General features: G+C 70.1%; 8 protein-coding genes. 1 reads left to right on the top strand and 7 read right to left on the bottom strand.

Going from position 1 to position 11,810, the window contains the following annotated elements:
- Positions 1 to 2: 2 nt before the first annotated feature.
- The 5 genes from C7443_RS05950 to C7443_RS05930 form a co-directional block, all read right to left on the bottom strand.
- Positions 3 to 836, bottom strand: coding sequence for an aldo/keto reductase (locus C7443_RS05950; protein ID WP_110017683.1), 834 nt, complete (start codon positions 834 to 836; stop codon positions 3 to 5).
- Between the two features lie 616 nt (positions 837 to 1,452).
- Positions 1,453 to 2,721 (bottom strand): glycerate kinase type-2 family protein, encoded by a 1,269-nt coding sequence (locus C7443_RS05945; protein ID WP_110017682.1) that lies wholly within the window; start codon positions 2,719 to 2,721, stop codon positions 1,453 to 1,455.
- A complete protein-coding gene (locus tag C7443_RS05940; protein ID WP_110017681.1) occupies positions 2,718 to 5,627 on the bottom strand; it encodes a tetratricopeptide repeat protein in 2,910 nt (969 codons plus the stop codon). Before C7443_RS05940 ends, C7443_RS05945 begins: the two co-directional genes overlap by 4 nt.
- Positions 5,624 to 6,856, bottom strand: a complete 1,233-nt coding sequence (locus tag C7443_RS05935) for an AAA family ATPase (RefSeq protein ID WP_110017680.1) — start codon at positions 6,854 to 6,856, stop codon at positions 5,624 to 5,626. Before C7443_RS05935 ends, C7443_RS05940 begins: the two co-directional genes overlap by 4 nt.
- A gap of 98 nt (positions 6,857 to 6,954) precedes the next feature.
- On the bottom strand, positions 6,955 to 8,544 hold the full coding sequence (locus C7443_RS05930) for a gamma-glutamyltransferase family protein (protein WP_110017679.1): 1,590 nt from the start codon (positions 8,542 to 8,544) through the stop codon (positions 6,955 to 6,957).
- 322 nt (positions 8,545 to 8,866) lie between these two features.
- On the opposite strand from C7443_RS05930, the gene C7443_RS05925 reads away from it, so the two are divergent.
- Complete coding sequence (locus C7443_RS05925; protein WP_110017678.1) at positions 8,867 to 10,456, top strand: aspartate:alanine exchanger family transporter; 1,590 nt, start codon at positions 8,867 to 8,869, stop codon at positions 10,454 to 10,456.
- A gap of 21 nt (positions 10,457 to 10,477) precedes the next feature.
- On the opposite strand, the gene C7443_RS05920 is transcribed toward C7443_RS05925, so the two are convergent.
- Positions 10,478 to 10,951, bottom strand: coding sequence for a hypothetical protein (locus tag C7443_RS05920; protein ID WP_146213240.1), 474 nt, complete (start codon positions 10,949 to 10,951; stop codon positions 10,478 to 10,480).
- 27 nt (positions 10,952 to 10,978) lie between these two features.
- Complete coding sequence (locus tag C7443_RS05915) at positions 10,979 to 11,776, bottom strand: M15 family metallopeptidase (RefSeq protein ID WP_110017676.1); 798 nt, start codon at positions 11,774 to 11,776, stop codon at positions 10,979 to 10,981.
- Positions 11,777 to 11,810 lie beyond the last annotated feature (34 nt).

The raw sequence follows: 11,810 nt of genomic DNA, 5'->3' as shown, positions 1-11,810 counted from the left end.
TTTCAGAGCATCGCCAGCGGACTGGCGCGGCGCGGCGGCGGGAACAGGCGGTCGAGCTCGGCGAGCGTGTCGGCCGTCAGCGTGACGTCGAGCGCGGCACGGTTGTCGTCGAGGTGGCGCAGGGCGCCGGCCTTGGGGATGGCGATCACCTGTTCGCGGCTGAGCAGCCAGGCCAGCGCCAGCTGTGCCGGGCTCATGCCGAGGCCGCGGGCGAGCTTCTGCAGCGGCGCATGCTCCAGCAACCGCGCCTGCTCGACCGGCGAGTAGGCCATCAGCGGCATGCCGTGTTCGCGGCACCACGGCAGCAGATCCCACTCGACGCCGCGGCGGCTGAGGTTGTAGAGCACCTGATCGGTGGCGCAGCGCGCGCCGCCGGCCACCGTCGCCAGCTCCGCCATCTCGCCGATGTCGAGATTGCTGACGCCCCAGTGGCGGATGCTGCCGTCGCGCTGCAATTGCTCGAAGGCGGTGACGGTTTCGGCGAGCGGCGTCGCGCCGGGCCAGTGCAGCAGATAGAGATCGATGCAGTCGACGCCGAGCCGGCGCAGGCTGTGCTCGCAGGCGGTGATCGTGCCGTGGCGCGTGGCGTTGTGCGGATAGACCTTGCTGACCAGGAACACCTGTCCGCGCCGCCCGCGCAGCGCCGCGCCGACGACTTCCTCGGCACCGCCGTCGCCGTACATTTCGGCGGTGTCGATCAGCGTCAGGCCGAGATCGATGCCGTATTGCAGCGCCGCGATCTCGGCTTCCCGGCTGGTGTGCCGTTCACCCATGCGCCAGGTGCCCATGCCGAGCGCCGGCACGTGTTCGCCATCGGGGAGGGTGACGTATTTCATCGTGCTACCTCGTTGCCATCATCTGAAAACGACACCGGCGCGTGGCGGAAGCGTCCGGCCCCGCCGTTAGGTGTAGTCGGTCAGCGGGACCGGGCAGGTACCGCCGGCAAGCTCGCTGGACAGTGCGCTAATCCGCCGTGCCGGCGATGCCGCTGGGGACTTGGCAAGTGCCTGTCCATGCAGCTGATTCACGGCGCCGGCCGCCGCTGATAGTCGACGGCGCCGCTGTCATCGACGCCGCCGCCGCCGTGCTCCGCGCAGCGCTGGGGGGCCGGCACGGCCGATCGAGCCCCTGTGTCAGCGGTGCCGACCACCGCGCGGGGCGTTCAGGCGGCAGCGCCCGGCCATCGGCGGCGGTGCCGGCGTCGAGGCGGTCGCGCAGCCGGACTGCGCCGCCGTCCAGCGGATGCCGCTCGACGGGGTTGTGGGCGATGAAGGGTGCAATCCGGTCGCGGGCGAGGGGGCCGACGTTTATCGGCGCGGCTCCGGGCACGGGGGCGCGCAATGCAGCCGCGGGCGTCGGCGGCAGGCAGGTCGGCAAACGATGTTTGCAACGTTTCCTGCCGCGCGCCGCCGATGAGCCGCGCGCCGTGTCCGGCCGTGCGGCGCCGGGCCTTCAGGCGCCGATGAAGATCGCGCGAAAGTCGTTGACGTTGGTCTGCGTCGGCCCGCTGATCAGCGCATCGTCGAGCTCGCCGAAAAAGCCGTGGCCGTCGTTGTCGGCGAGGCGGGCGCGCGGATCGAGGCCGAGCGCGCGGGCGCGGGCCAGGGTGTCGGGGCCGCACAGTGCGCCGGCGACTTCCGCGGCACCGTCGACGCCGTCGGTATCGGCGGCGAGGGCGTGGATGCGCGGATGGCCGTCGAGCGCGATCGCCAGCGCCAGCAGGTATTCGACGTTGCGCCCGCCGCAGCCGTGGCCGCGCACGGTGACGGTGGTTTCGCCGCCGCTGAGCAGCACGCACGGCGCCGGCAGCGGCTGGCCGTGGGTGGCGACCGAGCGGGCGATGCCGGCCAGCACTTTGGCGACTTCGCGCGCCTCGCCCTCCAGCGCATCGCCGAGGATCAGCGGCGTGACGCCGGCGGCGCGGGCGACGGCGGCCGCGGCGGCGAGCGAGCGCATCGGCGTGGCGATCAGCCGGTATTCGGCCCGCGCAAAGCAGGCATCGCCCGGCTTCGGCGTTTCCAGCGCACCGCTGTGCAGGCCGGCGCGCACGGCCTGCGGCAGCGTGATGCGGTAGCGGTCGAGGACGGCGAGCGCATCGGCGCAATACGTCGGGTCGGCGACGGTCGGCCCGGAGGCGATGACCGCCGGATCGTCGCCGGGCACGTCGGAGATCGCCAGCGTCAGCAGTCGCGCCGGCGCGCAGGCCGCCGCCAGGCGTCCGCCCTTGATCGCCGACAGGTGCTTGCGCAGGCAGTTCATCGCCGCGATGTCGGCGCCGCTGGTGAGCAGCGCGCGGTTGATCGCCTGCTTGTCGGCGAGCGTCAGCCCCGCCGCCGGCAGCGCCAGCAGCGCCGAGCCGCCACCGGAGATCAGGCAGATGACCAGATCATCGGCACTGAGCCCGCGCACCGCCGCCAGCACGCGCTCGGCCGCCCGCACGCTGTGCTGGTCCGGCAGCGGGTGCGCGGCTTCCAGCACCTCGATGCGCCGGCACGGCAGCGCCTGGCCGTGGCGGGTGACGACCACGCCCGACAGCTCGCCCGGCCACGCCGCTTCCAGCGCCTGCGCCATGCTCGCCGCCGCCTTGCCGGCGCCGACCACCACCGTGCGCCCGCGCGGCGGCGGCGGCAGCTGCGCCGCCAGCGTATGCGCCGGCTGCGCCGCCTCGACCGCCGCCGCGAACAGCGCCCGCAGCAATGCCTGCGGTGCGGGCCGGCTCATGCTCCGCCCTCCGGCTGATCCGCCGGTCGCACGGCCTGCAGCCGCTCGAATAAAGTCTGCGCCGCCGAGCGCAACTCCGGCTCCACCTTCTCCAGCCCCGCCGCGTTGTCAGTGACCGCCGCCGCCAGCGCCAGCAGCAACGGCGCGGCATAGCGCTCGAAGCCCAGCTCGCGCAGCAGCGCCAGCAGCTGCGGCCCGCGACCACTGTGCAGCGCGTGGCCGGTAAGGATTTCGACGAAGAGCGGACTGGCTAAATAGGCTTCCACATCGGGCACGTCGGCGAGCAGGGCGCCCAGATGCTGACGTGCCGCGCACTCATCGCCCGCGCTGAGCGCATTCCGGGCCTGCAGACAGAGCAGCGCTGCGCGGACGTTACGACTCTCGGGGGAAAGCTCAGCCGCTTTGCGAAAAGCGGTTTCGGCTTCGTCGTAGCGCTGCAGGCGAGCGGCGAGCAGGTTGCCAAGGTTATTCCACGGCCAGGCATCTTGGGGGTCGAGGTCGATGGCTTTGCGATAAGCGGCTTCGGCTTCGTCGTAGCGCTGCAGGTGGTCGGAGAGCAGGAGACCGAGATCCTTCCACGGCCAGGCAGATCGAGGATTGAGGTCGATGGCTTTGCGATAAGCGGCTTCGGCTTCGTCGTAGCGTTGCAGGTGATCCGCGAGCAGGATGCCGAGGCTAACCCACGGCCAGGCAGATCGAGGATCGAGGTCGATGGCTTTGCGATAAGCGGCTTCGGCCTCGTCGTAGCGCTGCAGGCGAGCGGCGAGCAGGAAGCCGAGGTTATGCCAGGGCCAGGCATCTTGAGGATCGAGGTTGATGGCTTTGCGGAAAGCGACCTCCGCAGCGGCGGGATCGGCGTCATGCAACAACGCGGCTTGCTGGAACCAGGCCTCTGCCGATTCCCCGCGCACCAGCGCTGTGTCAACCGCCGCTTGCGCCGCAGCGGTTTGTCCGGCCTTTCGCAGCCTGTCTGCGAAGGCCGCCCATTCCTCGCTGCTGGCATCGGCGAACTGCTCTTTGCTCCAGGCCAGCCAGGCTTCGGCCTGTGCCGCTGTGGCGATGGGGATGCCACCCGCTCCGAGCAGGGTCCACGCCAGTTCGCGCCGCTGTGCATCGTCGCGCAGCTCGCGGTCGTCGGGGCTCAGGCTCTCCAGCAGCAGGCGGCCGCAGCTGCGTTCGTGGTGCAGAAAGCAGATGTCACTGTCACTGAGGCCGAAGTCCCGCAGTAACTGGCTTTCGTCTCCGAGCTGTAGCTTGAGGCGGGTGAGTTCTTCAGCGGCGGTGGCGGGGTCGAGCAGGCGGGCGACGTGGGTGCGTTTGCTGTCCTCATCCAGTGTCAGCGCGCCGAGCAGGGCTTCGAGGTGCTGTTCGCTGAAGCTGAGTGATTGCAGGCGCGGCAGGGCCGCGAGCAACTGCTGGCGGGCCTGTGCCAGCCATTCGAGTTCGACCGGCAGGTCGCCGGGGGCGAGGATGGCGTCGAACCGCGTGCGGTGTTCGGCACTGGCGAGCAGGGTGTCGGTGGCGTAGCTCTGCAGGCAGCGGCGATCGGCGACGCTGGGCTGCAGCTCGCCGAGGGCCCATTGCAGCTTGGCGCGGCTGTCGTGGCTGGCAGTGAGCCGGTCATAGGTGCTGCGCAGCAGGGCTTCGCGTTCCTCGCTGTCGTACAGCGCTTCGATGAACTCGGTCAGCGTGATCACCTGCTGGCGGATGCGCCGGCTGCCGCGCATCTGCAGCCACAGGCGGAACAGCTGCTCGGCGATGCGGTAGCGCATGCGGCCGCTGGCAGGGCTGTCTTTCTCGACGAGGCCGGCGTTGATCAGCACGTCGAGCTGGGCGGAGACGGTGCGGGTGTCCAGCCCGCAGTGCTCGGCGAGTGCCGCGGCGGTGTGACCGAAGTCCAGCGCGCTGCGGTCGCGGCGGGCGGTGGCGAGGGCGTGCATCACCAGCTGCGCCTGTTCCGGCAGCTCCTCGAAGCGCGCCTTGTAGTAGGGCGTGGTCTGGTCCATCAGCCGCTCGAAGTCGTCGACGGCGCGGGCGTGCGTGCCCTGGCGCAGCAGCTCGAACAGCAGGCCGAGCGCGCGCGGGTTGCCGCCGGTCAGCTCGTAGAGCGCGCGCACGCGGCCGGGGCGGGCGCGGATGCGCTCGCGCAGCGCCGCACCGCCGTGGCCTTCGGCGAGGCGGTCGAACACCGCCTGCACTTCATCGAGGCTGAGCCTGTCCAGGCGCTGCGGCACGAAGAAGTCGTAGAACGCCTTGTCGTAGTCGGTGAACGGCTCGCTCAGGCGCACCGAAGCGCCGATCAGCAGCGGCGCATCGGCACTCGACAGTGCTTCGCGCAGCGCCCAGTAGGCCGGCGTCAGCAGGTCTTTCTTGCGGCCGCTTTTGGCGAGGCGCTCCAGCAGCTGATCGAGGTTGTCGAGCAGCAGCACCGGCCGTAGCTGCAGCGTGTCGCAGACCTGCTTGAGCAGGCGCAGGCCGCTGTCATCGTGCAGCCCGGCCGTGCGCTGCTGCGCGCGCCGGCCTTCGATCTGCGCATCGAGCGCGTCGGCCTCGGCGCGCCGGCCGCGGCGTTCGAGGGCATCGACCAGCGCTTCGCAGGCGGCCCACCAGAAATCGGCAAGGCCCTTGATCGCATACAGCTCCTCGGGGAAGGACAGCCCGAGCAGGTGGTCGGCGAGGTCGGTGTCCTGACGGATCGCCACGGCGAGGCGCTGCAGCAGCGTGGTCTTGCCGGCGCCGCGCACGCCGACCAGCAGGTAGTGCTGCACGGTGCCCTGCCGCGGCGCGCGGCGTAGCTCGTCGCGCAGGAATTCGAACAGCGCCTGACGGGCGGTGAAGCTGGCGATCAGCGCCTCGTCGCTGAGCCAGCCGGGGTTGTAGAAGCGCAACTCGGTGGGTTCGTTCATAAGCTGTTCCGGCGCAGCCACCAGCGGCGCAGTGGCTCCAGGCAAAAACGGTAGCGGCGCGTGCCGCTGCTTTCATCGGCATACCAGTAGGCATCGCGCAGCAGGATGTCGCGCAGCGTGATGAACTTGTGCCGGGCGGCGTCATTGCTCAGCTCGGGCAGGCGCGTCTGCAGCAGCGGCAGCAGGGTGGTTTCGGCACGCGCGCCCGCGGCCGTCTGGGCGGCGGCGCCGAGCAGCGCGAGTGCCAGCTCGGTGTCGGTGGTATCGAGCTGCTGGTGCAGACGCTGTTCCCAGTGGTGGAAGTCGTTGTCCTCACCGGGTTGCAGCAGGGCATCGACGGCTGCCTCGATCAGCTCGGCGGGCGGCAGGCCGCGTTCGCTGAGCAGCCGGCGCAAGGTGTTGAAGACGCGCTGCAGGTAATACGGCTGCGGCCACTGCACGGCGCTGACCAGCGCGCGGGCGGTGGCGGCATCGAGGGTGATGGCGTAGTGCCCGGCGAGCGCCTGCAGCATGTCGACGGCGACAGCCTCGCTGAACGGTTCGAGGCGTTCGAGCTTGAGCGTGTTGATGGTGTCGGCCATGCCGTGCCGCTGCACCAGCGTATCGAGGCCGACCGAGCCGCTGATCAGCCAGCGCATCTGTGCGCAGGCGGCGAGGGCGCGCACGTCGTTGCGAAACCAGTCGAGGAAGCGGCGCACCCGCGCCACGCCCTGCTGCGGGTCGTTGTTGATCAGCGTGTAGAGAAAGATCGGCAGCTCGTCGACGTAGAGCAGCCAGCGCTGCTGCTGCGCCGCCATCAGCTGCAGCAGCGCCGAGGCGGTGGCAGTCCAGTCTTCGGCCTTGCCTGCACCGATGCGCACGCTCGCTTTGGCGACGCCGGGCACGGCGGCTTCGATGCCCTCGATGCGTTGCAGCAGCTTGCTGAGCGCCTTGCGGGTTTGATCGAGGAATTGTCGCGGTCGGGATGTCGCCGCATCCTCAAAGGCCTTGGCCAGCTTGCTGACAAAGCCGGCCTCGCTGTCACAGCTGGCGACGTTGACCTCGACCACCTGCCAGCCCTGTGCGGCGGCGTTCTTCATCAGGGCGCGGCCGAACGAGGTCTTGCCGATGCGCCGCGGACCGAGCAGCAGGATGTCGTGCTGCTGCAGCGTGTCGAGAAAACGGGCGAGCTCGGTTTCGCGGCCGAAGAAGTTGTCACCCTCGACGGGCGGTCCGGCGATGTTGTCCATGCGTGTCCCTGCGCGCAGCGCGCCCGGCGAGTGAATGCAAAGAATCTATAGCGCAAAAAATCTTTTGCACAAAAGTTTCTTTGCAAAATACCGGGCGACTACCAGGCGGCGACCACCCCGTCGCTGCGCGGATCGCTGGCGCCTTCGAGCAGGCCGTCGGCGTGACGCACCAGCGCACCGGCATGGCCCATGGTGCTGGTGAAGGCGGGGAGGATTTCCAGCGCATGGCCGGCGGCGCGCAGCGCGCTGACGAGTTCCGGCGCGAAGCGGTCTTCGAGCTTCAGCGTCACGCTGGCCTCGCCCCAGGTGCGCCCGAGCAGCCAGCGCGGTGCGCTCACTGCCTGCTGCAGCGGCTGGCCGAACAGCGCGTAGCGGCTGAACACCGCCGCCTGCGTCTGCGGCTGGCCTTCGCCGCCCATCGTGCCGTAGCTCATCAGGCGGCCGTCGCGGAAGCGGGCGAGCGCCGGATTGAGGGTGTGGAAGGGCTTGCGGCCGGGGGCCAGCGGGTTCAGTGCGCCGGGCGCGAGCGACAGGCTGGCGCCGCGGTTCTGCCAGCACAGGCCGCTCTGCGGCAGCACCACGCCGGAGCCGAACTCGAAGAACACGCTCTGGATGAAGCTCACCGCGCGCCCGGCGGCGTCGATGGCGCCGAGCCAGACGGTGTCGCCGCCGCCCGGCGGCGCCGGCCACGGCAGCGCCCGCGCCGGGTCGATGTCGGCGGCGAGGCTTTCGAGGACGTCAGCGTGCAGCCAGGTCGCCGGCTCGCCCGGCAGGTGCTGCGGATCGCAGACCGCGCGATCGCGTACCCGAAAGGCCTGCTTGGTGGCTTCGACCAGGCCGTGCACGTGGGCAAAGCCTTCGGCCTCGCTGACGCCGAGGCGGCGGAACAGCGCCAGGATCAGCAGCGAGGCCAGCCCCTGCGTCGGCGGCGGCAGGTTGTAGAGCGTGGCTTCCGGCAGCTCGACGCTGAGCGGCTGCGTCAGCAGGGCCTGCTGGGCGTTGAGGTCGTCGAGGCGCAGCGGCGAGCCGGCGGCGGCGAGGTCGGCGGCGATGTCGCGGGCCAGCGCGCCGCGATAGAAGTCATCGAGGCCGGCCTCGGCCAGCCGGCGCAGCGTGGCGGCCAGCGCCGGCTGCGTCAGCCGCTGGCCGCAGTGCGGCGCGGCACCGTCCGGCAGGTAATGCGCGGCGAATCCCGGCTGCGGCGCCAGCTCGGCGAATTTTCCGGCGCTCAGTTCGGCCTGACTGGCACTGACGGCGATGCCGTGCTCAGCGTGGAAGATCGCCTCTTCGAGCAGGCGCACCAGCGGCAGCGGCGGGCCCCAGGGCGCGGCGGCGCGCAGCGCGGCATCCCAGCCGGAGACGGTGCCGGCGACGGTGATCGCCGCCAGCGGGCCGCGCCAGGGCACGGCGTCGAGACCGCGCCCGGCATAGAGCGCCGGCGTCACCGCCGCGCCGCTGCGGCCGCAGGCATCGATCGCCAGTGGCGGCTGGCCGGGTTCGGCGATCAGCCAGAAGCCGTCGCCGCCGAGCCCGGTCATGTGCGGGTAGACCACGGCGAGCGCGGCGGCGGTGGCGACGGCGGCTTCGACCGCGTTGCCGCCGTCGCGCAGCACCGCCAGTCCGGCCTGCGCGGCGAGGTGGTGCGGGGCGGTGACCATGCCGCGGTAACTGCGGGGGGTGTTGAGCATCGGTGCGCTTCCTGGCTGCTGCCCGCGGCGGCGGGCGGTGGTGCTGCGCCTGAGGTTTGCGTAGCGGTCTTTCGGGCACTGTAGTTCGCCGCCGGTGGCGGCGTGCGGCGGCCGGCCTGTCCGTGGCGTCCACGGTTTTTGCCAGCCGCTGCACGACGGTTCACCAAAGCCGATGCAAGGCGATACGCTGCGGTCGACCGGCGTCCGTGTGCAGGCTGTACACCCTGCTTGGCAGGTGCGCCCGGTGGGCGGAACAACAGCAACAAATCCGCCCGTACCGCGCCGGTTACTGTCGCCACATCAAGCGAGGACCCGCTCATCCATGGACAGTGTTCTGCAGTTTCTCTCCGGGCAGGAAATCCTGCTGCTGTTCATCCTTATCAGCATCGGATCGCTGTTCGGCCGCGTGCGCCTGAGCGGGGTGTCGCTCGGCGCCTCGGCAGTGCTGTTCGTGGCGATCGGCATCAGTGCCTATGCCAATGCACAGGGCTTCAAGCTGCAGGTGCCGGAAACGCTGGGCACGCTCGGTCTGACGCTGTTCACCTTCAGCGTCGGTCTGGTTTCCGGCGCAAGCTTTTTCGCCTCGCTGCGCCGCGGGCTCGGCCCGATCGTGGCGATGGTGCTCGTGGTGCTGCTCGGCGCGCTGGTCGCGGTGGTCGTCGGCCGTCTGCTCGGCCTCGACAGCGCGACCATCGCCGGCAGCTTCGCCGGTGCGCTGACCAATACGCCGGCGCTGGCGGCGGCGCGCGAGGCGGCGCACAACAACACGCTGCCGACGGTCGGTTATGCCGTCACCTACATCTTCGGCGTCATCGGCATGCTGGTGGCGACCACGCTGGCGCTGCGTCACCGGGCGCAGGACACCGACGCGCCACCGCCGCTGGTCAACTGCACGGTGCGCGTGGAAACCACCGCGCAGCCGAGCATCCGCGAGATCGAAAAACGTCACGGCTCGCAGATCCGCTTTTCGCGCGTGCGCCATGACGGCGAAGGCCATGTGCACGCGGCGACGCTTTCCGAAGTCCTCGAACGCAACGATCTGGTGACCGTCGTCGGTCCGGCCGATCAGGTCGAATCGGTCACTCACGAGCTCGGCCATCATTCTTCGCACGCGCTGGAAATCGACCGCAGCGAGCTCGATTTCCGCCGCATCACGCTTTCCAACGGCAAGCTCGCCGGGCGCACCATCACCGAGCTCGGCCTGCTGCCGCGTTTCGGTGCGACCATCTCGCGTGTGCGTCGCGGTGATGTCGACATGCTGGCGACCGATCATTTCGTGCTGCAGCTCGGCGACCGCCTGCGCGTGATCGCGCCGCGCGAGCAGATCCACGCCGTCAGCGAATACCTCGGCGACTCGGCGCGCGGACTGTCCGACATCAATCCGATCGCGCTTGGCCTGGGCATGGTGCTCGGCATCCTGCTCGGTCACGTGGCGTTCCCGGTGCCGGGCACGGTGTTCTCGATCGGCTCGGCCGCCGGCACGCTGGTGGTCGGGCTGATCCTCGGCAACATCGGCCGCATCGGCCCGCTGGTGACGACCATTCCCTACACCGCGGCGCAGGCGCTGTCCGAGCTCGGCATGCTGGTGTTCCTGGCGCAGGCCGGCAGCAAGGCCGGCGGCGAGATCGGCCACGCCTTTACCTCCGGTGCCTGGATCGACATCCTGCTCCTCGGCATCGCCGTCACCAGCACCGTCGGCGCCGGGCTGTACTTCGTCATGCGCCGGCTGTTCGGCATGGGCGGCACGCAGCTCGCCGGCGTCATGGGTGGCACGCAGACGCAGCCGGCGGTGCTCGCCTTCGCCAACAGCCGCACCGACCACGACAGCCGCGTCGCGCTCGGCTACGCGCTGGTCTACCCGGCGGCGATGATCACCAAGATCCTGCTCGGTCAGGTGCTGGGACGCCTGTGAGGGCGGGGCGGGCGAGCCCGCTCAGTCCATCTGCTCGGCCAGCCGGCGCGCCTTGGCGTGGTAGAAGTGCGCCGAGGCGGCGTTGCCGGCTTGGCTGAAGCGCTGGCTGGCGGCTTCCGCGGCCGCGCTCGCCGTGGTGAAGGCAAGTACGTAGTCCTCCCGCGCATCGCTGGGCAGCAGCACGCCGTGTTCGAAGCGGCCGGCCACGTAGCCGTCCGCCTGTTCGACGACGCCGATCTGCGGCTGCCCGGCCTGCATGCGGCCGAAATACAGGCGCACGACCTTGCCCTGTGCCAGACCGCGCAGCACCCCCAGCCCCTCGGCGCGGCCATCCGGACACTCGCCGACCCAGCGCACCGACAAAGGCTGCCAGTCGGCCGGGCCGACGGCGTGGCAGGGCGGTTCTGCAGGACCGGCGGCAGCCGTGGCGGCGAGCACAAGGCCCGCGACGCAGCCCGGCAGGCGTTTGGTGAGGCATTCAGATAGAGAGGACATGGTGGCGAAAGGCTCTGGCGGGTGGGTTCAGCCCAGCTGCTCGGCCCAAGTGTCTACCAGGCTGCGGCTGGCCTCGAAATGCATGCCGTCCTCGGTCCGAAACTGTGCGCCCCAGTACCAGCCGAACTGGTTGAAGATCGGCGCGATCAGAGTCAGCCCATACTGCACGCGACCATTGCCGCGCGCATCGAGGACGTTGTTGATTTTTATATCGACGGCCGTGCCCCAGGAGTGATTGGAAATCGAGGTGCTGGAGCCGCGCACATAGCGACAGCACAGCATGCCGGCGGTGCCCAGCACGCTGTAGACCTCCGGCTGCATGCGCTGGATTTCGGCGCATACCGTCTGCAGGCTCAGGACGGCCGGCTGCAGCCCGCGCACGCGGAACGGGCCGACCGAGGCCGTCAGCAGGTTGCGGGCCAGGCGCGCATCGGTGACCGGCTGGCATTGCGTGGAATAGTCAGCACGGGGCACGCCCAGCTTCGTGTTCATGAAATGGTTGTTGACCGGACGCAGGTCGCGATTGACCCAGGCCAGATCGGGAATCTGCACGAGGCGCGTCAATGAATCACCGGCACTCGCGATCGCCGCCGGCTCGCTGCTCAGCTGTCGCCAGCTGCGGCCGCCGGGATCGATACGCCCGTCCGGCCGGCGCATGAATCCGGACTGGAAGGTAATGATCGCGGTGCGCAGGCGCTGATCGCAGCGCCCGTTCGGCTCACCGACATCAAAGCCCCGGTCTTTCAGACGTTGCTGCACCAGGCTGACGTCCTCCGGCTGGTTCAAACCGTCGAGGCCCACCGAGCCGCTCAATCCATCTGCCATCGTGTTGCCCTCCGGGTAATGCGCCAGGCCAGTA

The sequence above is a fragment of the Plasticicumulans acidivorans genome (assembly GCF_003182095.1).
Lineage (GTDB): Bacteria > Pseudomonadota > Gammaproteobacteria > Competibacterales > Competibacteraceae > Plasticicumulans > Plasticicumulans acidivorans.
The sequence above is the reverse complement of the archived record's forward strand: the minus strand, read 5'-3'. Positions and strand labels throughout refer to the sequence as shown.